Source organism: Enterobacter sp. T2 (assembly GCF_010692925.1).
In the GTDB taxonomy this organism is placed as follows: Bacteria; Pseudomonadota; Gammaproteobacteria; order Enterobacterales; family Enterobacteriaceae; genus Enterobacter; species Enterobacter kobei.
In genome coordinates, this window is the sequence record NZ_CP048736.1 from 1,103,459 (window position 1) to 1,125,813 (window position 22,355).

The 22,355-nt window shown below is 57.5% G+C and carries 20 protein-coding genes; 7 read left to right on the forward strand and 13 right to left on the reverse strand.

Annotated elements, in window-relative coordinates:
• Positions 1 to 63: 63 nt before the first annotated feature.
• Positions 64 to 1,740, reverse strand: coding sequence for a YbaL family putative K(+) efflux transporter (gene ybaL, locus G0034_RS05190; RefSeq protein ID WP_179120575.1), 1,677 nt, complete (start codon positions 1,738 to 1,740; stop codon positions 64 to 66).
• A gap of 232 nt (positions 1,741 to 1,972) precedes the next feature.
• Positions 1,973 to 3,175 carry an MFS transporter gene (locus G0034_RS05195; RefSeq protein WP_179120576.1) on the reverse strand — a complete coding sequence of 401 codons (1,203 nt, stop codon included), beginning with the start codon at positions 3,173 to 3,175 and terminating at the stop codon, positions 1,973 to 1,975.
• A gap of 164 nt (positions 3,176 to 3,339) precedes the next feature.
• Here G0034_RS05195 and ushA point away from each other — a divergent pair, with 164 nt between their 5' ends.
• Positions 3,340 to 4,992 carry a bifunctional UDP-sugar hydrolase/5'-nucleotidase UshA gene (gene ushA / locus G0034_RS05200; RefSeq protein WP_014882818.1) on the forward strand — a complete coding sequence of 551 codons (1,653 nt, stop codon included), beginning with the start codon at positions 3,340 to 3,342 and terminating at the stop codon, positions 4,990 to 4,992.
• An 89-nt stretch (positions 4,993 to 5,081) separates the two neighbouring features.
• Here ushA and ybaK read toward each other — a convergent pair whose 3' ends face one another.
• From ybaK to copA, 3 genes are all read right to left on the reverse strand, one after another.
• Complete coding sequence (gene ybaK, locus G0034_RS05205) at positions 5,082 to 5,561, reverse strand: Cys-tRNA(Pro)/Cys-tRNA(Cys) deacylase YbaK (protein ID WP_023332257.1); 480 nt, start codon at positions 5,559 to 5,561, stop codon at positions 5,082 to 5,084.
• Between the two features lie 200 nt (positions 5,562 to 5,761).
• Complete coding sequence (locus G0034_RS05210; protein WP_014882820.1) at positions 5,762 to 6,556, reverse strand: TraB/GumN family protein; 795 nt, start codon at positions 6,554 to 6,556, stop codon at positions 5,762 to 5,764.
• A 50-nt stretch (positions 6,557 to 6,606) separates the two neighbouring features.
• The gene (copA, locus tag G0034_RS05215; RefSeq protein WP_096217962.1) at positions 6,607 to 9,105 is read right to left on the reverse strand and encodes a copper-exporting P-type ATPase CopA; all 2,499 of its coding nucleotides are present in this window, start codon (positions 9,103 to 9,105) and stop codon (positions 6,607 to 6,609) included.
• 108 nt (positions 9,106 to 9,213) lie between these two features.
• Between copA and cueR the strand changes: the two genes are divergently transcribed.
• The gene (gene cueR / locus G0034_RS05220; RefSeq protein ID WP_014882822.1) at positions 9,214 to 9,624 is read left to right on the forward strand and encodes a Cu(I)-responsive transcriptional regulator; all 411 of its coding nucleotides are present in this window, start codon (positions 9,214 to 9,216) and stop codon (positions 9,622 to 9,624) included.
• Here cueR and G0034_RS05225 read toward each other — a convergent pair.
• Positions 9,621 to 10,073: an NfeD family protein gene (locus G0034_RS05225; protein ID WP_014882823.1), complete on the reverse strand. Its 453-nt coding sequence runs from the start codon at positions 10,071 to 10,073 to the stop codon at positions 9,621 to 9,623. The genes cueR and G0034_RS05225 overlap by 4 nt on opposite strands.
• Complete coding sequence (locus tag G0034_RS05230) at positions 10,070 to 10,984, reverse strand: SPFH domain-containing protein (protein WP_008499312.1); 915 nt, start codon at positions 10,982 to 10,984, stop codon at positions 10,070 to 10,072. Before G0034_RS05230 ends, G0034_RS05225 begins: the two co-directional genes overlap by 4 nt.
• A 136-nt stretch (positions 10,985 to 11,120) precedes the next feature.
• Here G0034_RS05230 and fetA point away from each other — a divergent pair, with 136 nt between their 5' ends.
• Both fetA and fetB read left to right on the forward strand, forming a co-directional pair.
• The gene (fetA, locus tag G0034_RS05235) at positions 11,121 to 11,792 is read left to right on the forward strand and encodes an iron efflux ABC transporter ATP-binding subunit FetA (RefSeq protein ID WP_014882824.1); all 672 of its coding nucleotides are present in this window, start codon (positions 11,121 to 11,123) and stop codon (positions 11,790 to 11,792) included.
• On the forward strand, positions 11,785 to 12,567 hold the full coding sequence (fetB, locus tag G0034_RS05240; protein ID WP_023336832.1) for an iron efflux ABC transporter permease subunit FetB: 783 nt from the start codon (positions 11,785 to 11,787) through the stop codon (positions 12,565 to 12,567). Before fetA ends, fetB begins: the two co-directional genes overlap by 8 nt.
• 86 nt (positions 12,568 to 12,653) lie before the next feature.
• On the opposite strand, the gene G0034_RS05245 is transcribed toward fetB, so the two are convergent.
• From G0034_RS05245 to tesA, 3 genes are read right to left on the reverse strand one after another with little or no spacing between them, the layout of a single operon-like run.
• Entirely contained in the window at positions 12,654 to 13,508 is an 855-nt protein-coding gene (locus G0034_RS05245; protein WP_014882826.1) for a co-chaperone YbbN, read from the reverse strand.
• A gap of 58 nt (positions 13,509 to 13,566) precedes the next feature.
• A complete protein-coding gene (locus G0034_RS05250) occupies positions 13,567 to 14,337 on the reverse strand; it encodes an SDR family oxidoreductase (RefSeq protein WP_014882827.1) in 771 nt (256 codons plus the stop codon).
• 28 nt (positions 14,338 to 14,365) lie between these two features.
• The gene (tesA, locus tag G0034_RS05255; RefSeq protein ID WP_179120577.1) at positions 14,366 to 14,989 is read right to left on the reverse strand and encodes a multifunctional acyl-CoA thioesterase I/protease I/lysophospholipase L1; all 624 of its coding nucleotides are present in this window, start codon (positions 14,987 to 14,989) and stop codon (positions 14,366 to 14,368) included.
• Between tesA and ybbA the strand changes: the two genes are divergently transcribed.
• The 3 genes from ybbA to G0034_RS05270 all read left to right on the forward strand — a co-directional run bounded on the left by ybbA (position 14,960) and on the right by G0034_RS05270 (position 19,385).
• Positions 14,960 to 15,646, forward strand: a complete 687-nt coding sequence (gene ybbA / locus G0034_RS05260) for a putative ABC transporter ATP-binding protein YbbA (protein WP_014882829.1) — start codon at positions 14,960 to 14,962, stop codon at positions 15,644 to 15,646. The genes tesA and ybbA overlap by 30 nt on opposite strands.
• Positions 15,643 to 18,057: a putative ABC transporter permease subunit YbbP gene (ybbP, locus tag G0034_RS05265; RefSeq protein ID WP_179120578.1), complete on the forward strand. Its 2,415-nt coding sequence runs from the start codon at positions 15,643 to 15,645 to the stop codon at positions 18,055 to 18,057. The genes ybbA and ybbP overlap by 4 nt, the downstream gene beginning before the upstream one ends.
• Positions 18,058 to 18,239: 182 nt before the next feature.
• Positions 18,240 to 19,385 (forward strand): porin, encoded by a 1,146-nt coding sequence (locus tag G0034_RS05270; protein WP_014882831.1) that lies wholly within the window; start codon positions 18,240 to 18,242, stop codon positions 19,383 to 19,385.
• A gap of 87 nt (positions 19,386 to 19,472) precedes the next feature.
• On the opposite strand, the gene mnmH is transcribed toward G0034_RS05270, so the two are convergent.
• The 3 genes from mnmH to purE all read right to left on the reverse strand — a co-directional run bounded on the left by mnmH (position 19,473) and on the right by purE (position 22,211).
• Positions 19,473 to 20,543: a tRNA 2-selenouridine(34) synthase MnmH gene (mnmH, locus tag G0034_RS05275; RefSeq protein ID WP_179120579.1), complete on the reverse strand. Its 1,071-nt coding sequence runs from the start codon at positions 20,541 to 20,543 to the stop codon at positions 19,473 to 19,475.
• Positions 20,544 to 20,637: 94 nt separating this feature from the next.
• Positions 20,638 to 21,705: a 5-(carboxyamino)imidazole ribonucleotide synthase gene (gene purK, locus G0034_RS05280; protein WP_014882833.1), complete on the reverse strand. Its 1,068-nt coding sequence runs from the start codon at positions 21,703 to 21,705 to the stop codon at positions 20,638 to 20,640.
• Positions 21,702 to 22,211 carry a 5-(carboxyamino)imidazole ribonucleotide mutase gene (gene purE / locus G0034_RS05285; protein WP_179120580.1) on the reverse strand — a complete coding sequence of 170 codons (510 nt, stop codon included), beginning with the start codon at positions 22,209 to 22,211 and terminating at the stop codon, positions 21,702 to 21,704. The genes purK and purE overlap by 4 nt, the downstream gene beginning before the upstream one ends.
• Positions 22,212 to 22,355: the final 144 nt, after the last annotated feature.

Genomic DNA, 22,355 nt, shown 5'->3' on the forward strand with positions numbered 1-22,355 from the left:
TTAGTGTTTGTTCCCTCTCCCCGTGGGAGAGGGTCAGGGTGAGGGCATCAGACCGCAAAAATCTTACCCCGTAACAGCCTCTTCAATCGGCGGCTTCGCCAGCAGCGTCAGCATCGTGTTCGCAATCTCACGTTCGCCCATCACTACCTTATCCGCACCGCGCTCGGTGATGTACTCCACCTCATCGTCATAATGCGCCCGGGCGATAATCTCAATATTGGGGCATTTCTCACGCGCGGTGGCTACAATCTCGCCCGCTTCATAGCCATTCGGAATAGTCAGCAGCAGCCAGCGCGCGCAGTCCAGATGCGCCAGCGCCATAATCTCCTCGTTGGCCGCATTGCCCAGTACCGCACGAATACCACGCTCGCGCAGTTCATCAACGCGGGTGCGTGAGGTTTCAATCACCACCAGCGGAATGCCCTGCGCCATCAGCTTCTCACCGAGCAGGCTGCCCACGCGACCAAAGCCGACCAGCAGCGCATGGTTGCAGATATCCACCGGGATCTGCTTCTCCTCTTCGATGGCTTCTTCCAGCGTCTGCTCTTCCAGCGTTTCGGTTTTATCGAGGTATTTTTCCAGCAGAGCAAACAGGACCGGGTTTAGCATAATCGACAGAATCGCCCCCGCCAGCACCAGATTCTGCCCGGCCTGGGGCAGCAGGTTCAGAGCCATACCCAGACCCGCGAGGATAAAGGCGAACTCACCAATCTGCGCCAGGCTGGCGGCAATCGTCAGCGCCGTACGCGGGGAGTGGCCGAACATCCGCACCAGGAAGAAGGCGGCGAGCGACTTACCGAAGATAATGATCGCCAGCGTGCCCAGCACGGCCAGCGGCTGCTGAACCAGAATCATCGGATCAAACAGCATGCCGACGGAGACAAAGAACAGCACGGCGAAGGCATCACGCAGGGGCAGGGTGTCATGCGCGGCGCGGTGGCTCAGCTCAGACTCGTTCAGCACCATTCCGGCGAAGAACGCGCCCAGGGCAAAGGAGACGTCGAACAGTTCAACAGCGCCAAACGCGATCCCCAGCGCCAGCGCCAGCACGGAAAGCGTAAACAGCTCGCGGGAGCCGGTCGCCGCGCTGCGGGACAGGATCCACGGCACCAGACGACGGCCCACCAGCATCATGATGGCGATAAACGCCACCACTTTACCGATGGTGATACTCATATCCAGCGCCAGCGAGGCGAAGCCGATGTTGTCTTTTTCCATCATTCCGGCGACGGCAGGCAACAGCACCAGCGTCAGCACCATCACCAGATCTTCCACAATCAGCCAGCCTATCGCGATTTGCCCGCGCTGGCTGTCTATCAGCTGTCTTTCTTCAAGCGCGCGCAGCAGCACCACGGTACTGGCGGTTGAGAGACACAGCCCAAATACGATACCGGTCATCAACGACCAGCCCAGCACGGCCGAAAGCGCCATCCCCAGCAGCGTCGCCACCCCTATCTGGGCGATCGCGCCAGGTATGGCGATCGACTTTACCGCCATCAGGTCCTTCAGGGAAAAGTGCAGGCCAACACCAAACATCAGCAGAATCACGCCTAATTCCGCCAGCTCAGGCGCCAGCTTGGTATCCGCGACAAAACCTGGCGTAAACGGTCCCGCCAGAACCCCCGCTAATAAATAGCCGACAAGAGGAGAAATACGCAGTTTATTGGCAATCATGCCAAGGATAAAAGCGAGCACAAGTCCACCAACAATGGTGGTGATAAGCGGTGTGGCGTGGTGCATTCCGTCTCCTTTCGCGGTGAGTGTTCCATTTTTGGCGTGAATACCAAAAGACCAGGTAATAGTTTATGACAATTTTTGCCCTTATGTTTATGAATAATTGTTGAAGTTTGAATAAAACGGCAATATGCGCGTAAAAAAGCGCATATTGATAAATTCAGGTCAGGGATGGAGAGGAAACCCTTATGGCATAAGGGTGGCAGGTAGCCAAAGTTTTACTTTGGCTACCTGTAATTCACGCTTTGTGACGATTATCAGGCAGGAATATGGTCAACATCCCCAGAAGTGGCAGGAAAGCGCAGATTTTATAAACCAGGAAGATGCTGGTGTGATCCGCGACCATCCCCAACACCGCTGCACCAAGCCCACCCATACCGAAGGCGAAACCGAAAAAGAGTCCGGAAACCATACCGATACGGCCCGGTAACAGCTCCTGGGCATAGACCAGAATGGCGGAAAATGCCGAGGCGAGGATAAAACCAATGATCATGGTTAAAATGCCCGTCCACTCGAGGCTGGCATACGGCAAAATAAGGGTAAACGGCGCGACACCGAGGATAGAGCCCCAAATAACATATTTCCGGCCAATCTTATCACCCACCGGCCCGCCAATAACCGTTCCGGCAGCAACCGCGAACAGGAAGGCAAACAGGTGGATTTGCGCATTTTGTACCGATAATCCGAATTTTTGCATCAGATAAAAGGTGTAATAGCTGCTGATGCTTGCCATGTAGAAGTATTTCGAGAAAATCAGCACCAGCAGTACGGAAACCGCCAGAATGACCTTATTTCGGGGCAGGGGATTGATAACCTTCGCTTTAGGTTTCCCCTTATTTACGCGATGCTGAGCGGCATACCAGCGGCTGATCTGCGCCAGCACGATAATCGCCAGCAGTGCGGCCAGCACAAACCACGCCACGTTCCCTTTGCCATACGGGGCGATAATCACCGCCGCCAGCAAGGGGCCGAGGGAGCTGCCAAAGTTACCGCCGACCTGGAAAAGTGACTGCGCCAGCCCGTGACGGCCGCCGGAGGCCATACGCGCCACGCGTGAGGACTCAGGGTGGAAGACGGACGACCCGGTACCCACCAGCGCGGCAGCAATCAACACCGCCTCAAAGCTGCCAGCCATCGCCAGCAATACCAGACCGCTCAGGGTAAAGCACATGCCAATCGGCAGCGACCACGGCATCGGGTATTTGTCCGTCCAGTAGCCCACCACCGGTTGCAGCAGCGAGGAAGCCAGCTGGAAGGTGAGGGTGATCATCCCGATCTGCACGAAAGTTAACGAAAACTCGGACTGCAGTAGCGGATAAATTGCCAGAATCAACGACTGGATCATGTCGTTGAGCAGGTGCGAAAGACTGATTGCGCCTAATACCTTAAAAGAGGTGCGCGATTTTGGCGGCGACGCCGGGGTTGATTCGCTGATTGCCATAAATACCACGTTGTTTTGTTATTAGAGATGCAGGGTGTAATTATTATCCGACTAACATACCCGCCCGGGACATTTGAAGAAAGTCGCAATTCTGAAAACTTATTTGTCTATTATTGTGAGTCACTGTAATTTTTGCCTTTGTCTATTGGTCAGGGAGAGAGAAGATGAAGTTAATGAAGCGGGGCGTCGCGCTGGCGCTCATCGCCGCATGGGGTCTGGTTAGCCTGCCCGCGCAGGCGTATGAAAAAGATAAAACCTATAAAATCACCATTCTGCATACCAACGATCATCATGGTCATTTCTGGCGCAGTGAATATGGCGAATATGGTCTGTCGGCGCAAAAAACGCTGGTGGACGGCATTCGCAAAGAGGTGGCAGCCCAGGGCGGCAGCGTGCTGTTGCTCTCAGGCGGTGATATTAATACCGGCGTGCCGGAATCTGATTTACAGGATGCCGAGCCGGATTTCCGTGGCATGAATCTGATTGGCTACGACGCGATGGCCGTCGGTAACCATGAGTTTGATAACCCGCTGACGGTGCTGCGTCAGCAGGAAAAATGGGCCAAATTCCCCTTCCTCTCCGCCAACATTTACCAGAAAAGCACCGGCGAACGGCTGTTCAAACCCTGGGCGCTGTTTAAGCGTCAGGATTTGAAGATCGCAGTCATTGGCTTAACCACCGACGATACGGCAAAAATCGGCAATCCCGAGTTCTTTACGGATATTGAATTCCGCAAACCGGCAGACGAAGCGAAGCTGGTGATTCAGGAACTGCAGCAGAACGAAAAGCCGGACGTGATTATCGCCACCACGCACATGGGGCACTACGACAACGGTGAGCACGGCTCCAATGCACCCGGCGACGTGGAGATGGCGCGCAGCCTGCCTGCAGGGTCACTGGCCATGATTGTGGGGGGGCACTCACAGGATCCGGTGTGCATGGCATCGGAGAATAAAAAACAGGTGGATTACGTGCCGGGCACGCCGTGTGCGCCGGACCGTCAGAACGGTATCTGGATTGTGCAGGCCCACGAATGGGGTAAATACGTGGGCCGGGCGGACTTTGAGTTCCGTAACGGCGAGATGAAACTGGTGCACTACCAGCTTATTCCGGTCAACCTGAAGAAGAAAGTGACCTACCCGGACGGGAAAAGTGAGCGCGTACTTTACACGCCAGAGATCGCTGAGAACCCGCAGATGCTCTCCCTGCTGACACCGTTCCAGAATAAAGGCAAAGCGCAGCTGGATGTGAAAATCGGCACGCTGAATGGTCGTCTGGAGGGGGACCGCAGTAAAGTCCGCTTCGTGCAGACCAACATGGGACACCTGGTGCTGGCGGCGCAAATGGCGCGCACCGGTGCTGATTTTGGCGTGATGAGCGGGGGCGGCATTCGTGACTCTATTGAAGGCGGAAATATCACCTATAAGGATGTCCTGAAGGTGCAGCCGTTTGGTAACGTGGTGGTCTATGCCGACATGACTGGCAAAGAGGCGATTGACTACCTGACCGCCGTCGCGCAGATGAAGCCGGATTCCGGGGCCTATCCGCAGTTTGCCAACGTCAGCTTTGTGGCAAAAGACGGCAAGCTGAATGATCTGAAGATCAAAGGCGAACCGGTCGACCCGGCAAAAACCTACCGTCTGGCGACGTTGAGCTTTAACGCCACCGGCGGCGACGGTTATCCGCATATTGATAATAAACCGGGCTATGTGAATACCGGCTTTATTGATGCGGAAGTGCTGAAGCAGTACATCGAGCAGAATTCACCGATTGACGTGAACGCGTATGAGCCGAAGGGTGAGGTGAGCTGGCAGTAGTCTGGTATTTTGCCGGATGGCGGCTTCGCCTTACCCGGCCTACATTCGAATCGTAGGCCCGGTAAGCGCAGCGCCACCGGGCAATTTTCTCACTCCCGGCGCGCAATATCCGCAAACTTCGCGTCCAGCATTTTCGCCAGATCGCCCGCTGCCAGCTCGATATCCAGCCCGCGTTTGCCGCCTGAAATATAGATCGTGTCAAATTCCTGCGAAGGGGCATCAATCAGCGTCGGCAGGCGTTTTTTCTGCCCCAGCGGGCTAATCCCGCCCACCAGGTAGCCGGTGGTGCGTTGCGCAACCATCGGATCTGCCATATCCACCTTTTTCGCCCCCAGCGCCTTCGCCACTTTCTTGAGATCGAGCTGTCCGGCGACGGGCGTGACCGCCACGGCGAGATGTTTCATATCGCCGTTCACCGCAACCAGCAGCGTTTTATAGACCTGGTCAGCGTTCAGCCCCAATTTGCGCACCACTTCGTCGCCGAAGTTGGTTTCATTCGGATCGTGATCGTAAGTGTGGATCCGGAAAGAAATGTTGTTTTTTTCGAGTAATTTAACGGCGGGAGTCATAGCTATCCTTCTTACGACAGACAAATCATGCCAACAGCATACGCCTGACGTTTGTCTAAAAAATAGCACCATCTTGCGCAATAGTATTGGCAGTGATGGTCACTTTGAGCGACAATCGGCTCAACCGAAGGTCTCCTTCGGCATAATAAAAACGATGAAATTCCTCTTTGACGGGCCAATAGAGATATTGGCCATTTTTTTTATTTCAGCAGCGACGGCAAATTCCCTTCTCCGTACAAATGTAACGCCCCGACCGCAACCACGTATTCCCCGGCAGGTAATGCATGCAGCGTCTCTCGCCAGGCGTTGTTGCGCGCATTCATCAGCACATCATACAGCGATTCGCTGAACGTTGACGGCAGCGCCAGCTTTCCGTCTGCTGGCGGCGCATCCAGCCACCAGCCGATCATGGTTTGCAGCAGACGTGCGTTGGTGTGCCAGTGGGTCAGCGTATCATCCAGCAGCATGCGGCCGTCGTCCGGAAGCTGACGCAGGAGCGCAATCTGGCTGTCCGTTCCTTCCAGTTCAATGATGGGCAGATTGCGCGCTCTTGCCAGATTGAGCAGCTGGTAATCAATACCGTAGTCACCGCGCAGACCCAGTCGCTGCGCCTGCGTGGCCTGTAGCACCATCGCAATTTGCCACAGCGGCAGGGCGTCAATCATAGAGAGCGACACGCCGGTTTCATCGGCGACGCGCGTCAGTTCCGCCAGTTGGGCTTCGTCCAGACGTTCCGCCAGGGTCAGATCGCTTTCAAGCCCGGCAAACGGTGACTCCTGGCCCGAAATATCCGCCTCGACGACCAGCGCGTCGGCGCGCTTCAGCCGTTTTATCAGACCGGGGGGCAGAGGTGACATATCCTGAGTACCCATATGGATGCTGCCGACCAGATGCAGGTGCTGACCGCCGGGCAGGGAGATATCCAGGCCGGGCCACGCATAACGGCGGGGAAAGAGAGCGCGAAACGAGGTTTTTATACGATTAAACAGGCTCATACGCGCTCCATAAACGGAAAGGTTCATGCTAGCGCGTACGAGAACAAGGTTCAATCTTTCGGTTTAAAGCGCAACAGGCGGTTGGCATTACTCACCACGGTGATGGAGGAGAGCGCCATTGCCGCACCTGCAACCACCGGGTTAAGCAGCGTGCCGGTCAGCGGCCACAAAATGCCGGCGGCAATTGGAATACCGAGCGAGTTATAGATAAATGCCCCCAGCAGGTTCTGCTTCATGTTGCGCAACGTGGCTTTCGAAATGGCCAGCGCATCGGCAACGCCCATCAGGCTGTGGCGCATCAACGTGATGGCGGCGGTTTCAATGGCAACATCGCTCCCGCCCCCCATGGCGATACCGACGTCTGCCTGGGCCAGCGCCGGGGCATCGTTGATGCCGTCGCCCACCATCGCCACCTGACGTCCCTGGCGTTGCAGGTTCTTAATCGCATCCGCTTTGCCATCCGGCAGAACGCCTGCAATGACTTCATCAATACCGGCTTCTTTCGCAATAGCGTTGGCTGTCGTCGGGTTGTCCCCGGTCAGCATCACCAGGCGATAGCCCGCGCGGTGCAGACGCGCCAGGGCATCCACGCTGTCCTGACGAAGTGGATCGCGCACGGCCAGCAGGGCAGCGGCTTTGCCATCCACCGCCAGCAGAACCGGGGTTGCCCCCTGAGATGCCTGCGCTTTCAGTTCGCTTTCCAGCGCCGCGGTATCAATACCATTATCATTGAGTAATGCCTGGTTACCCAGCAGCAGCGTATGCCCCTCGGCTTCACCGCTGACACCGAGCCCGCGCAGCGTACGGAAGTTACTGACCTGCGGCAGGGCCGCAGCATTCGCTTTCTCGAGAATGGCGCGCGCCAGCGGGTGGCTGGAGCCTTGCTCCAGCGCGGCGGCGAGACGCAGCGCGTCCTCCTGCGCGATGCCTGCGGTGTTCACGGCCACAACCTGCGGTTTCCCCTCGGTCAGCGTGCCGGTTTTATCAAACACCAGCGTATCCAGCGTACTGGCCCGCTGCAGTGCGTCCGCATCCCTGACCAGCACGCCAAACTCGGCGGCACGGCCTACGCCGGAGATAATGGACATCGGCGTGGCCAGGCCAAGCGCGCATGGGCAGGCAATAATCAGCACCGTGGTGGCAATCACCAGGGTGTAGACAATCTGTGGCGCAGGGCCGAAGAAATACCAGATCGCCGCGCTCAGCAGGGCAATACCGACCACCACCGGCACAAAAATGGCCGAGATTCGGTCAGCAAGCTGGCCAATCTCCGGCTTGCTGCTCTGGGCCTGGCGCACCATTCGGATAATACGCGACAGCGTAGTATGGCTACCAACCGCACTGGCGGTGAACAGCACGCTGCCGTCCTGAACGACCGTGCCGGCATGGACGGCATCGCCGTCGGATTTCTGCTGAGGGATGGGTTCCCCGGTCAGCATCGCTTCATCCAGCCAGGCTTCACCCTGGGTTATCGTGCCGTCAACGGGCACGCGATCGCCGGTGGTCAAACGCAGCGTCATGCCGGGCTGCACTTCCGCCAGCGGGACGCTTTTTTCCCCCTCATCCGTGACCACGCGGGCCGTCGGTGGGGTTAAATCGAGTAATCGTTCCAGCGCTTTGGAGGAGCGCTGACGGGCGCGGGCTTCCAGCATATGGCCTAAGTTAATCAGGCCGATAATCATCGCGCTCGCTTCATAATAGAGATGACGCGCTTCCATCGGGAACCACTGCGGCCAGACGTTAACGCTCATTGAATAGAGCCACGCCGCGCCGGTACCGAGTGCGACCAGCGTATCCATCGTCGCGGTGCGGTTTTTCAGGCTCTTCCAGGCGCTGGTATAGAAATGGCCGCCTGCAAACACCATGACCGCAAGGGTAATCAGACCAATCACCAGCCACAGCGTGCGGTTGTCGGCGGTGACCATCATGTTGTCACCCATCATGCCCCACACCATCACCGGGATCCCCACCAGCAGGGCGACAATCGCCTGCCAGCGGAAGCGCTTCATGGTGGCGATAGCCGTTTCCTGCTGGCGCTCGCGGCGTTCGACATCATCTTCGATGGCCTCTGCGCCGTAGCCCGCTTTCTCCACGGCCTGCACTAACTCTGAGGCGGAGGCACTGCCCATCACCAGCGCAGTACGCTCCGCAAGGTTTACCCGTGCCTGTGCGACGCCCGGTACCGCCTGTAAGGCATTCTGTACCCGGGAGACGCAGCTGGCGCAGCTCATACCGTTGATCAGCAGCTGTTGGCTGTCATCAATATCATCCGCTGCCGGAAGCTCAGGAGTGGCCGCTGTCAGTGCTTCCGACGGGGATGATGACTCTGCCAGCGGTTTAGCCTTTGGGTGGCTCAGCTCCGCCCCATAACCCGCTTGTTTAATGGTATCGATCAGCGCATCCGCGCTGGCGCTGCCGGTCACGGCGGCATGGTCGATAGTCACCTCAGCGCTTTCAACATCAGGACGCTGTTCCAGGCTTTCTTTAACGCGTTTGACACAGTGGCCGCAGGAGAGGCCGTCCAGCGTCAGGTCAATAGTGTGAGACATAACAAAACTCCCGTATAATGAACTGGTCAGTTGTTGACCGGAGTAACGCTTTTCGCTAACTGTTATGAAGGTTAAACCTTCCATCAAGGGGAAGGTCAAGGGGGAAATGTGAATATCAGTGACGTGGCAAAAAAAACCGGCTTAACCAGCAAAGCCATTCGCTTTTATGAAGAGAAAGGGCTGGTAACGCCGCCGTTGCGCAGTGAAAACGGCTACCGCAGCTACACGCAACGACATCTTGATGAACTGACGTTACTGCGCCAGGCAAGGCAGGTGGGGTTTAACCTGGAAGAGTGCGGCGAGCTGGTAAACCTGTTTAACGATCCGAAGCGCCACAGTGCCGACGTGAAAAAACGCACGCTGGAAAAAGTGGCGGAGATCGAACGCCATATCATCGAATTACAGTCGATGCGTGAACAGCTGTTACAGCTGGCGGATTCCTGTCCGGGTGATGACAGCGCCGACTGCCCGATTATCGACAATCTTGCCGGCTGCTGCCACCGCAAAACCCACGCTTAACAGGCTTTTACCCGCAGGGTAATGCCTTCTACCGCAATGACCTCAACCCGTGTTCCGGCGCTGAGGTCGTCGTCGGCCACCACCGGCCACGAGCTGTCACCTACGCGCATATGCCCGCGCCCGTTCACCAGCGGGGTGTCGAGCGTAAAACGCTTGCCGACGATCTGCTGTCCGCGCTGGTTAAGGTGGGCATCCAGCGGTTTCTGTTCGTTTACCTGTCGGTTCAGCCAGCGCCACCACAGCCAGGCGGCCACCAGCGTCAGCACGGCAAACAGCGCCCCCTGCCACGCCCAGTCAAGCGGCAGAATCCAGACGACCAGGCCGGTAATGACCGCGGCAACACCGCTCCACAGCAGGTAACCGTTGCCGCCCAGCATCTCGGCGGCCAGCAGTAAGCCACCGAGGCTTAGCCAGAACGCATGAGGATGTGCGACGATCAGTTCAATCATTTTTTACGCTCGTTTCCGCTGTCTTTAATCAGTTCGGCAATCCCTGCGATAGAGCCCATCAGGCTGCTGGCATCCAGCGGCATCATCACCACTTTGCTGTTGTTCGCGGAGCCGATCTCTTTCAGTGCATCGGTGTATTTTTGCGCGACGAAGTAGTTCACGGCCTGGATATCACCGGCGGCAATCGCCTCGGATACCATCTGGGTCGCGCGGGCTTCCGCCTCTGCAGAACGTTCACGCGCTTCTGCCTGTAAGAATGCGGACTGACGATCGCCTTCCGCTTTCAGGATCTGCGACTGTTTTTCCCCTTCCGCTTTGAGGATTTCGGCCTGACGCACCCCCTCGGCTTCCAGAATATAGGCACGCTTGGTTCGCTCAGCCTTCATCTGGGCGTTCATGGAGGCGATCAGTTCTGCCGGCGGGCGCACGTCGCGGATCTCGATACGGGTGACTTTGATCCCCCACGGGTTCGTGGCCTCATCGACAATGTGCAGCAGGCGGGTATTGATGCTGTCGCGCTGGGAGAGCATCTCGTCCAGCTCCATCGAGCCAAGCACGGTACGGATGTTGGTCATCGTCAGGTTAACGATCGCCAGCTCCAGGTTGCTCACCTCATAGGCCGCTTTCGGCGCATCAATCACCTGAATAAAGCAGACGGCATCAATGGTAACGTTGGCGTTATCTTTGGAGATCACTTCCTGAGAAGGGATATCCAGCACCTGTTCCATCATGTTGATCTTGCGACCGATGCGGTCCATGAATGGGACAATCAGGCTCAAGCCAGGCTGTAGCGTGTTGGTATAGCGGCCGAAGCGCTCGACGGTCCACTGATAACCCTGAGGGACAATTTTGACGCCTGCGCCGACGATAACCAGCGCAACGAAGATAAGGACAGGAACAACGATGAGCATAAAAACCTCCTGTTTTGCATGCTATGGCAGAAATGAAATCACTTTTTGTTGATCCTAAGTATACGAGGAAAGTCGCTTTATTATCACTCATCGCCGTAAACTACTGCTCATTATTGGGATAAAGGCAGAAGATCACATGAAGGATAACAGCGCGGTATTAACCATCGAGGACGTGGGCTACCGCACAGGCGGTACCACCATTCTGAATAATGTCAGTTTTAGCCTCTTGCCGGGCGAGTTTCGACTGATTACCGGCCCCTCAGGCTGCGGGAAAAGTACGCTGCTTAAAATCATTGCGTCGCTGCTCACGCCAACGTCGGGAAAGATCTTCTTTGAGGGGAAGGATATTTCAACGCTTTCACCCGAGGCTTACCGCCAGCAGGTCTCTTATTCGGTGCAAACCCCGAGCCTGTTCGACAGCACGGTGTACGATAACCTGCTTTTCCCCTGGCAGATCCGACATAAGACGCCCGATCCTGAACGGTTTTCCGCCGACCTGGCACGCTTCAATCTGCCGCCGGACACGCTGACAAAGTCCGTTTCCGAACTGTCGGGCGGCGAAAAGCAGCGCGTCTCGCTGATCCGTAATCTGCAGTTCTTACCGAAGGTGTTACTGCTCGATGAGATCACCAGCGCGCTCGATGATGCCAACAAGCGCAACGTCAATGAAATCATTCATCGTTACGTCCGCGAGCAGAATATTGCCGTGCTGTGGGTGACGCATGACGCTAACGAAATTACCCATGCGGATGACGTACTGACGCTCCAGCCGCATGGCGGAAAAATGCAGGAGGCAAACCGTGGGTGAGCACAATATTACGAACGAATCCCTGGCGTTTTCGATGGTGCTGGTGCTGATCGCGATTGTCGTCAGCTACCGTGAAAAGCTGGGGCTGGAAAAGGACATTGTGTGGAGTATCTGCCGCGCGGTGATTCAGCTCATTATTGTCGGCTATGTGCTGAAGTATATTTTCAACGTCAACCACGCGGTGCTGACGCTGCTGATGGTGTTGTTTATCTGCTTCAATGCGGCGTGGAACGCGCAAAAGCGCAGTAAATACATCGATAAGGCGTTTGTCTCGTCGTTTATCGCCATTACCACCGGAACCGCATTAACGCTGGCGGTACTGGTGCTTTCCGGCTCAATTGAGTTTACGCCGATGCAGGTTATCCCTATCTCAGGGATGATTGCCGGGAACGCCATGGTGGCCGTTGGGCTGTGTTATAACAATCTCGGCCAGCGCTTCAGCAGTGAACAGCAGCAGCTACAGGAGAAATTAAGCCTGGGAGCGACGCCTAAAGTGGCCTCCGCGCGGCTGATTCGTGAGAGCATTCGCTCATCGCTGATCCCCACGGTAGATTCAGCCAAAACGGTCGGGCTGGTGAGCCTGCCGGGCATGATGTCGGGGCTGATTTTTGCCGGTATCGATCCGGTAAAAGCGATTAAGTATCAGATTATGGTGACGTTTATGCTGCTCTCAACGGCAAGCCTGTCCACCATCATTGCCTGTTACCTGACCTATCGGAAGTTTTACAACGCGCGCCATCAGCTGGTGGTAACGCAGTTGAAAAACGTGCGGTGATTATGCCGGGCGGCACTGCCTTTGCCCGGCCTACGATCCGCACTTTTGTAAGCCTGGTAAGCGAAGCGCCACCGGGCATTTTTTTGTTAGTAGAGCAACGCGTACAGCTGACGACGATACTTCGACGCCAGCGCATCGCCGGTGCCCAGCGCGGCCAGGATCTCCTGGAACATTTTGCGCGCCTGACCGTCTGCGGCAGCGAGGTCTTTTTGCAGATGGCTAAACAGCAGCTCAAGCGCTTCTTCGTTACGCCCCACCTGATGCAGCTGCAGCGCCAGCTGGCTTGCCAGAGCCGCATCGGCCGGGTTGTCAGCGACCTGCTGCTGCAGTTGCTGAATTTCCGGCGTATCTGCCGCCTGTTTCAGCAGTTCAATCTGCGCGACCAGCCCCTGATAGCGGGTGTCCTGATCCTGCAGGGGAACCGTTTTGAGCACGGCTTCGGCGTCTTCTGAACGGTGCAGAGCAATCTGCGTTTCCGCCAGCAGCAGGCCAATCTGACTGTTCTGATTCGAGAGCTGCCACGCGTCTTTAAGCAGCGGCAGCGCCTCGTCGTATTTGCCTTCCTGCATCAGCGCCATGGCTTCCTGCGCTTTCAGCTCTTCTTCGCGCGGGAGGACTTTATCCAGCAGGGCGCGAATGGCCTCTTCCGGCTGTGGCCCCTGGAAGCCATCAACAGGCTGACCGTTCTGGAACAGGTAGACGGTAGGGATGGCGCGCAAACCAAACTGAGACGCCACCATCGGCTCTGCGTCACAGTCCAGTTTGGCAAGAATGAACTGACCGTTGTACTGCGCGGCAAGGCTTTCCAGCACCGGCGTCAGCTGTAAACAGTGCTGGCTGCGTTCAGACCAGAAGTAGAACAGCACGGGTTTTGCCATCGACTGTTCGAGGATCTGTTGCAGGTTTGCTTCAGTAATATTGACGATATTCTGTACGGACATGCGGCCTTCTCTTTTATCGGTTTGTTATTTACATGGGGGTGAGCGCTGTCGCTTCAACTCAACCGTGTAAAATTTTGTCCATCATCCGGCCCGGTAGCAGACGTTTTAACCAGCCAACGGCATGGGTGACCAGCGTTACCGGGTAGCGCATTTTGGGATGTTCACTCTCAAAAGCATGGCGCACTTTGGCAACCACCGCTTCGGGCCCGAGCGTAAATCGTGCGGCAATGCCGGGGTTTTCGACCGGTTTATCCGCCTGCGTCTGGTTAACGTTTTCGGTAAAGCGGGTGCGGATCGGGCCGGGTTCAATCAGGCTGACCTTAATGCCGCTGTGACGTAACTCCATGCGCAGGGCGTCGGACCAGGCCTCCAGCGCATATTTGCTGGCGGCGTAGGCGCCGCGGCCGGGCGTTGATATCAGACCCATAACTGACGATGTCATCACGATACGCCCCTCGCCGTGCGGCAGCATGGCGGGGAGCAGACGCATGGTGAGCTGGTGGACACCAAAGAAGTTGGTTGAAAACTGCTTTTCCAGCGTTTCGCGCGAGAGCGTATCCAGCGGGCCATACACGCCGTAACCGGCATTATTAAAAAGCCCGTACAGACGATTGTCGGTCAGGGCTATCACCTCATCGGCGGCGCGTTCGACGCTTTCCGGGGAGTCCATATCCAGCAGCACGCCGGTAAAGCCCAGCCCGTTCATGCGTTCGACATCGTCGGGTTTGCGGCAGGCCGCCAGCACCCGAAATCCCTGACGCTTTAATTCGAGCGCGCTTTCAAGACCGATTCCGCTGGAACATCCTGTAATTAAGACCGATTTTTGCATAACTTTACCTGTCAGGATCTCCGCTTAATCAGGAGTCATGTTTAACTAAAGGAGACAGCCGCGTTGCCATCCAGTCGGCAATAAACGGCTGCGCATCGCGATTGGGGTGGATCCCGTCGTCTTGCATCCACTGGGGTTTGAGATAGACCTCTTCCATGAAAAATGGCAGCAGCGGAATATCAAACTCTTTGGCAAGCTTAGGGTAGATCGCGCTAAAGGCTTCATTATACCGACGACCGTAGTTAGCGGGCAGGCGAATTTGCATCAGCAGCGGCTGGGCGTTTGCCGCTTTGATGTCCTGCAAAATGGTGCGCAGCGTCTGTTCCGTCTGCTGAGGCTGGAAACCGCGCAATCCATCGTTGCCGCCAAGCTCAACCAGCACCCAGCGCGGCTGATGCTGTTTGAGTAGCGCTGGCAGGCGCGACAGGCCCTGCTGCGAGGTATCGCCGCTGATGCTGCCGTTGATAACCGTCGTCTTGCTCTGCCATTTATCGTTGAGCAGAGCGGGCCAGGCTGCGCTGGCCGCCATGCGATAGCCCGCGCTCAGGCTGTCGCCGAGAATCAGTAACGTGTCCGCTGCCGCCGCGCGGAAGGTCATCAGAATCAAGAACAGGAAGGGCAAATGCCAGCGGAAAACAGTGTTGAAGTTCATCGTCTTAAGAAGTCCGTCGGTCAGGGGGAACACGAGCTTTCCATCCTTACTGGAGTTGAACTCGTTGTCAAACGCGCTGAAACCATCGCGCTGATTGGCGAATCCGGTTCCGGCAAGTCCACGCTGCTGGCGATTCTGGCCGGTCTGGACGACGGGAGCAGCGGCGAGGTTCATCTTGTCGGGCAGCCGCTGCACCAGCTTGATGAAGAGGCGCGTGCTGCGCTGCGTGCGCGCCACATCGGGTTTGTCTTTCAGTCTTTTATGCTGATCCCCACGCTGAACGCGCTGGAGAACGTCGAACTCCCGGCGCTGTTGCGCGGTGAAAAGAGTCGCGAAAGCCGCGCCCATGCGAAGGCGTTGCTGGAACAGCTCGGTCTGGGCAAGCGCCTCAGCCATCTTCCCGCACAGCTTTCCGGCGGGGAGCAACAGCGTGTGGCGCTGGCGCGCGCCTTTAATGGCCGTCCGGAAGTGCTGTTTGCTGATGAACCCACCGGCAACCTTGACCGTAAAACCGGCGACAAAATCGCGGATCTGTTGTTCTCGCTTAACCGTGAACACGGAACCACGCTGATCCTCGTGACCCACGATCCGCAGCTGGCCGCCCGCTGCGACCGGCGTCTGCGGCTGGTCAACGGTACGCTTCAGGAGGAAGCATGATTGCCCGCTGGTTCTGGCGCGAGTGGCGCTCGCCCTCGCTGCTGATTGTCTGGCTGGCGTTAAGCCTGGCGGTGGCCTGCGTGCTGGCGCTCGGCAGCGTCAGCGACCGTATGGAAAAAGGGCTCAGCCAGCAGAGCCGGGAATTTATGGCCGGGGACCGGGCGCTGCAAAGCTCGCGTCCTGTTCCGCCGGGCTGGATTGAGGAAGCGCACAAAGCAGGGTTGAAGGTGGGAGAGCAAATCACCTTCCAGACCATGACCTTTGCGGGGGACACGCCGCAGCTCGCCAGCGTGAAAGCCGTGGATGATGTCTACCCGATGTACGGTGACTTACAAACCAGTCCGCCGGGGTTAAAACCAACGCCCGGCACGGTGCTGCTGGCATCGCGTTTAATGGCGCTTCTGAACCTGAAAGCCGGTGACAGTATTGACGTGGGCGATGCCACGCTGAAAATTGCCGGGGAGGTGGTGCAGGAGCCCGACTCCGGCTTTAACCCCTTCCAGCTTGCGCCACGCCTGCTGATGAACACGGCGGATGTTCCGGCAACCCATGCTGTCCAGCCGGGCAGCCGCGTCACCTGGCGCTACAAGTTTGGCGGCACGCCAGCCCAGCTTGATGCGTATGAAAAATGGCTGCTCCCGCAGCTTAAACCGGAGCACCGCTGGTACGGGCTGGAGCAGGACGAGGGGGCGCTCGGTAAATCTCTGGAGCGCTCTCAGCAGTTCCTGCTGCTTTCGGCGCTCTTAACTCTGCTGCTGGCGGTAGCGGCAGTGGCGGTGGCGATGGGGCATTACTGCCGCAGCCGCTACGATCGGGTGGCGATCCTTAAAACCCTCGGCGCGGGACGGGCGCAGCTGCGCAAGCTGATCGTCGGCCAGTGGCTAATGCTGCTGGTTTTGTCAGTGTTCACTGGCGGAATGATAGGGCTGCTGTTTGAAAAACTGCTGATGGTGATGTTAAAACCGGTGCTTCCGTCCGCATTGCCACCCGCCAGCTTCTGGCCGTGGCTGTGGGCGATTGGCGCGATGGTCGTGATCTCGCTGCTGGTGGGGCTGCGGCCCTACCGGCTGCTGCTCGCGACGCAGCCGCTGCGCGTGCTGCGTAATGATGTGGTGGCGAACGTCTGGCCGCTGAAGTTCTACCTTCCGGGGATTATTGCGGTCGCGGTGGGGCTGCTGGCCTGGCTGATGGGCGGCAGCACGCTGCTGTGGGCGGTGCTGGCCGGTGCGGTTGTGCTGGCGCTGCTGTGCGGCGTACTGGGCTGGATACTGCTCAACGTTCTGAAGAGGCTGACGGTGAAATCGCTGCCCGTGCGCCTGGCCGTTAATCGTCTGCTGCATCAGCCCTGGTCTACGCTCAGCCAGCTGTCGGCGTTTTCACTGTCGTTTATGCTGCTGGCCCTGTTGCTGGTGCTGCGGGGCGATCTGCTGGATCGCTGGCAGCAGCAGCTTCCCCCGGAAAGTCCGAATTATTTTCTGATCAATATCGCGCCTGAGCAGGTTACGCCGCTGAAGGGTTTCCTCTCTGAGCATCATATTGTCCCGGAGTCGTTTTATCCGATTGTTCGCGCCCGTCTGACGCAAATCAACGGGCGGTCGACGGAGGGGAACAAGGACGAGTCGCTGAACCGCGAGCTTAACCTGACCTGGCAGGAGAAACGGCCCGACCATAACCCGATCACGGCAGGCACCTGGCCGCCGAAAGTGGGGGAGGTATCAATGGAGGAAGGGCTGGCGGCGCGCCTGAACGTGAAGCTCGGGGACAGCGTGACCTTCACCGGCGATACCCAGGACTTTACCGCCAAAGTCACCAGCCTGCGAAAGGTGGACTGGGAAAGCCTGCGGCCCAACTTCTTCTTTATCTTCCCGCCGGGGGCGCTGGACGGACAGCCGCAAAGCTGGCTGACCAGCTTCCGCTGGGAAAATGGCAACGGCATGCTGACGCAGCTTAACCGGGAATTCCCGACGGTCAGCCTGCTGGATATTGGGGCGATCCTGAAGCAGGTGGGACAGGTGCTGGAGCAGGTGAGCCGCGCGCTGGAGGTCATGGTGGTGCTGGTGACCATCTGCGGCGTGCTGTTGCTGCTGGCCCAGGTGCAGGTGGGCATGCGTCAGCGCCATCAGGAGCTGGTGGTCTACCGCACGCTGGGGGCCGGGAAGCGGTTGCTGCGGATGACGCTCTGGAGCGAGTTTGCACTGCTGGGGCTGGTGGCCGGTCTGGTGGCCGCGATTGGCGCCGAGACGGCGCTGGCGGTGTTGCAGACACGTGTCTTTGACTTCCCGTGGGAGCCTGACTGGCGTCTCTGGCTGATCCTGCCTCTCTGCGGCGCGGTGCTGCTCTCCCTCTGCGGGGGCTGGCTCGGAACGCGCCTGTTAAGGGGCAAAGCACTGTTCCGGCAGTTTATGGGGTAATCCAGCTCCGTGATAATCGCACACCGGTTTTTATGCCGGTGTGCAATATTTTAAAAGCACAAAGTGATAATACCCACGTATTTAGTAGCACAAAACATTAAAAACCCGTCCACACAGCCCGATTATTTCCAGTTAATATTCACCCGCTAAATATTTAGCAGCGTGTCTATTAAGGAAAAATAATGACTATAAAAAAATCAGCGCTGGCGGTAACGATTGGCGCGGCAGTGGCATTAACGACCTTCGCTTCTCAGGCGGAAATCACCGTTCTTAAACAGGATCCGCAGGCGGGTAACCCGCTGAGCCGTCTGAACTTTACCGTTGGCGGCAGCATTCGTCCTCAGTTCCAGAACATGACCGGCGACGACGGTAAAAACAGCTACAAACGTAACGGCTTTGACGGTGGTACCCGTTTCCGTTTCGCGGCTGATTACTACCTGTTTGATGATATTAGCTGGATAAGCTACTACGAACTGGGTGTGAACATCCCTGCCCAGTTTAACTGGGATCATCACTACGCAGACGGCGCACACGATACCACTCGCCGTATGCTCTACACCGGCCTGAAGAGCGATACCTGGGGTACGCTGACCTTCGGTCAACAGAACAGCGTTTACTATGATGTGGTGGGCGCGAAAACCGATATCTGGGACTACGACATGATTGCTCAGGCACCAGGTAACGGGATCAATGGCGACTACGACGGTTCTTACCGTTCACGCCAGATGTTGAAATACAAGAAAACCGTGGGTGATGCCGACATCTATGCATCTTACCTGTTTGAAGACAGCGAATACCTGCCGGGTAACGGCCTGCGCTATAAGCGTAAAGGCGGCGGTTCACTGGGCCTGGATTACCATCTGACCACCGACCTGACCTGGGGCGCAGCGTGGAACTACACCCGTGCGGACATGCGTAACCCGGACAACGGCGACAGCAAAACCTACGACCAGAACATCCTCGGTACCGCGCTGAGCTGGACGCCGGACAACTGGACCTTCTCCGCAGGCGGCGGCTGGTACCAGAACTTCCTGACCACCAAAAAAGTGTCTGTTAACGACTACTTTGCGGGCGACGCGTGGGGTATTGAATACTTCGCAGGGTATAAATTCCCGATCGGCCAGTATGCGGTGAAATCCATCCAGCCTTACTTCATGGGCGACCGCATTGAATATGTGAATGGCCGTAACTACCAGCGCATCGACAATGGCGTGGGTATCAGCTTCCAGCTGGATTACGGTTTCCGCGTGGATTACGAACACGTGTTCACCTCCAGCACCGACAACCTGGGCGACATGAACCTGGTGCGTCTGCGTTACGACTTCTAAGTCGTCTGTTCCCCGGTGGCGCTGCGCTTACCGGGGCTACAAAAGCACGCGTAGGCCGGGTAAGGCGTAGCCGCCACCCGGTTTTTTTCAGCTATTAAGCCAGTCAGCGACCTCGTTATACGTCCCTCGGAAAACAATCTTCTCCGCTTTTTTCTCAAGCTGATAGCCGTACATCGGGTCGTAATACTCCTTCAGCAGCGGCACAAGCCAGCTAAAGTGCGCGTCGGTATTGCCAGAGCGTTGTTGCTCAATAAGTGCAGAATCCAGCAGCGCCGTAAATTCCGCAAAACGCTGTAGCCCCAGGCGGCGGCGAATGGCGAACAGTCCGTGGTGCAGATACGCGCTGTACTCTTTCCAGCCGGCCTCTTCACCATAAGCGGCAGAAAAATCCGCCCACATGTGGTCGAAGTACTCTTCGCGCAGACGCTCAAGACGAATATCAAACGGATCCTCGACAACCGCGATGGGCACTTCATTCATGCGGTCGCGCAGGCACTCCGGCAGGTGGTTGGAGCCAATCATTCGACCTTCATCTTCCAGCACCCAGCGTGCGGCATCTTTTTTTAACAGCTCGACGGCAAGATGATTTTCAAAGCTGGCCTGGGACAGTTGCGGAGTAAGCGTGCGGCCAAAGGACGAACCGCGGTGGTGCGCCAGCCCTTCCAGATCGATACCCTGCGCATGCTGCTTCACCAGCAGGGTTTTCCCGTTTCCGGTACAGCCGCCGATAAGCACCATCGGCTTTTGCGACTGCTCAATCGTCACCTGAATCGCCGTCTGGCGCAGGGCTTTATAGCCGCCGCGGATCAGCGGGTAATCGACACCGGCCTCTTTCAGCCAGGCCTGTGAGATATGTGAACGCTGGCCCCCGCGCGCGCAGCAGAGATAACCTTCAGGGTGAGCAAGGCTGGCTTCACGCCAGGCGTTAATGCGCGCCTCACGCGTCTCGCCGTTGACCAGACTGTGGCCGAGCGCCAGTGCGGCCTCGGGGCCCTGACGTTTATAGCAGGTGCCCACGGCGGCGCGTTCGTCGTCGTTTATCAGCGGCAGGTTAAGGGCGGCGGGCATCGCGCCCTGGGCAAATTCTATCGGCGCGCGAACGTCGATTAAAGGGGTATCAGACGCGAGGATCGCGCGATAGTCCGTTCCATCGTTCATGGGTATTCCAGAAATAAAACCAGCAATGGCGGGGATTTTACGCGCGAGAGGAGAGGCCGGGGAAGGGGAAGATCAACTCCCCGGCACTTATCGCTTATTTAAGCTTTGACTGAGCCCAGACAATGCCGCTCGCGTATTCCGGCGGCAGGAGAGGGATCATGGCTTCCAGGGTGGCGCTCAGACGACCCGTGTCGCTATCGTTCAGGTTCAGGTGACCCACTTTACGACCCTGGCGGACCTCTTTGTCATACCAGTGCAGATGCACCAGCGGCAGCTTGAGCCAGTCGTAGTTCAGATCGGTCCCGATCAGGTTGATCATTACCGACGGGCTGTTCACGACCGGCTGCGGCAGTGGCAAATCGGTGATGGCACGCAGGTGGAGCTCGAACTGGCTGATGGAGGCACCGTTTTGCGTCCAGTGGCCGCTGTTATGCACGCGCGGCGCCAGCTCGTTGATCAGCAGGCCGGATGGGGTAACAAAACACTCCATCGCCATCACGCCCACGTAACCCAGCTCGTGCATTATGGCTGAGAGCATGTCTTCCGCCTGCGCCTGCTGGTCGGCGTTTGCCTGAGGGAAGGCGACGCTGGTGCGCAGAATGCCGTCCTGATGCAGGTTATGCGTCAGCGGATAAAAGACGGTGTGTCCGTCATGCCCGCGTGCGCCAACCAGGGACACTTCGCCGCTAAAGTTGATGCCCTGCTCAACGATACACTCGCCGTAGCAGTCGTCCGGCAGCTCCGCGGTTTCGTGCGCACGCAGACGCCACTGGCCGCGGCCGTCGTAGCCGCCGACGCGGCGCTTCACGATCGCCAGCTCGCCCAGCATCGCGAACACGTCATTCCACTCGCCTTTATCGGACAACAGCTGCCACGGCGCGGTCGCCAGACCGAGCTTGTCGAACAGCTGCTTTTGCGTCAGACGGTCGGCAATGATCGGAAACACGTCGCGGTTAACGAAGGCGTTATGGCGGGCCAGCTCGCGGGTCAGCGCGGTTTCCGGCCAGCGTTCGATCTCGGCGGTGATCACGCTCTGGTGGAACGGTACCGCTTCCGGTTCGGCATCCAGCCCGACAGGCCAGACGGCAATACCCAGCGGTTCACCGGCCTGGCGCAGCATGCGGCCTAACTGGCCGTTACCGAGGACGCAAACCTGCTTCATGCCGCACCCCGCGGGTCTGGATTATCCAGCACCTCATCGGTCTGGGCTTTACGCCACTCCGCCAGACGCAGGTGTAATGCTTTATCGTGCGTCGCAAGAATTTGCGCCGCCAGCAGGGCTGCATTAGCCGCACCCGCTTTACCAATCGCCAGCGTGCCGACAGGGATTCCGCGCGGCATCTGGACGATGGAGTAGAGGCTATCCACACCGCTTAACGCGGCGCTTTGGACCGGGACACCGAGAACCGGTACCAGGGTTTTAGCGGCAATCATGCCGGGCAGATGTGCTGCGCCGCCCGCACCGGCAATGATCACCTCATAGCCATTCTCTTCGGCGCTTTCGGCGAAGCTGAATAGTTTGTCCGGTGTACGGTGCGCGGAGACCACTTCAACGTGGTGCGGAACATTCAGGATTTCAAAGATTTCGGCGGCGAACTGCATGGTAGCCCAGTCGCTTTTGGACCCCATCACGATGGCGACACGCGCCGGATTATTGCGGGAAGACATGCGTCTTAAAACTCCTGTGGTGCGAAACACACTGCTTTCGAGGGCACAGAGAATAGCATGTTATACGGGCAAGGAAAACGGTTGCGCGGTTAAATCTTGAGCCGTTGTAGGCCGTAAGGCATAACAAAACAGACCGCATCTGGC

Bases quoted from the DNA above. Each gene is read 5' to 3' on its own strand.
- G0034_RS05270 (WP_014882831.1), top strand. From the start codon at position 18,240: ATGACTATAAAAAAATCAGCGCTGGCGGTAACGATTGGCGCGGCAGTG.
- G0034_RS05230 (WP_008499312.1), bottom strand. From the start codon at position 10,984: ATGCTCATCGTTGTTCCTGTCCTTATCTTCGTTGCGCTGGTTATCGTC.
- purE (WP_179120580.1), bottom strand. From the start codon at position 22,211: ATGTCTTCCCGCAATAATCCGGCGCGTGTCGCCATCGTGATGGGGTCC.
- tesA (WP_179120577.1), bottom strand. From the start codon at position 14,989: ATGAACTTCAACACTGTTTTCCGCTGGCATTTGCCCTTCCTGTTCTTG.
- ybbP (WP_179120578.1), top strand. From the start codon at position 15,643: ATGATTGCCCGCTGGTTCTGGCGCGAGTGGCGCTCGCCCTCGCTGCTG.
- mnmH (WP_179120579.1), bottom strand. From the start codon at position 20,543: ATGAACGATGGAACGGACTATCGCGCGATCCTCGCGTCTGATACCCCT.
- G0034_RS05225 (WP_014882823.1), bottom strand. From the start codon at position 10,073: ATGATTGAACTGATCGTCGCACATCCTCATGCGTTCTGGCTAAGCCTC.
- G0034_RS05195 (WP_179120576.1), bottom strand. From the start codon at position 3,175: ATGGCAATCAGCGAATCAACCCCGGCGTCGCCGCCAAAATCGCGCACC.
- ybaL (WP_179120575.1), bottom strand. From the start codon at position 1,740: ATGCACCACGCCACACCGCTTATCACCACCATTGTTGGTGGACTTGTG.
- fetA (WP_014882824.1), top strand. From the start codon at position 11,121: ATGAAGGATAACAGCGCGGTATTAACCATCGAGGACGTGGGCTACCGC.
- G0034_RS05210 (WP_014882820.1), bottom strand. From the start codon at position 6,556: ATGAGCCTGTTTAATCGTATAAAAACCTCGTTTCGCGCTCTCTTTCCC.
- ybbA (WP_014882829.1), top strand. From the start codon at position 14,960: ATGCCAGCGGAAAACAGTGTTGAAGTTCATCGTCTTAAGAAGTCCGTC.
- G0034_RS05245 (WP_014882826.1), bottom strand. From the start codon at position 13,508: ATGTCCGTACAGAATATCGTCAATATTACTGAAGCAAACCTGCAACAG.
- copA (WP_096217962.1), bottom strand. From the start codon at position 9,105: ATGTCTCACACTATTGACCTGACGCTGGACGGCCTCTCCTGCGGCCAC.
- purK (WP_014882833.1), bottom strand. From the start codon at position 21,705: ATGAAGCAGGTTTGCGTCCTCGGTAACGGCCAGTTAGGCCGCATGCTG.
- ushA (WP_014882818.1), top strand. From the start codon at position 3,340: ATGAAGTTAATGAAGCGGGGCGTCGCGCTGGCGCTCATCGCCGCATGG.
- ybaK (WP_023332257.1), bottom strand. From the start codon at position 5,561: ATGACTCCCGCCGTTAAATTACTCGAAAAAAACAACATTTCTTTCCGG.
- G0034_RS05250 (WP_014882827.1), bottom strand. From the start codon at position 14,337: ATGCAAAAATCGGTCTTAATTACAGGATGTTCCAGCGGAATCGGTCTT.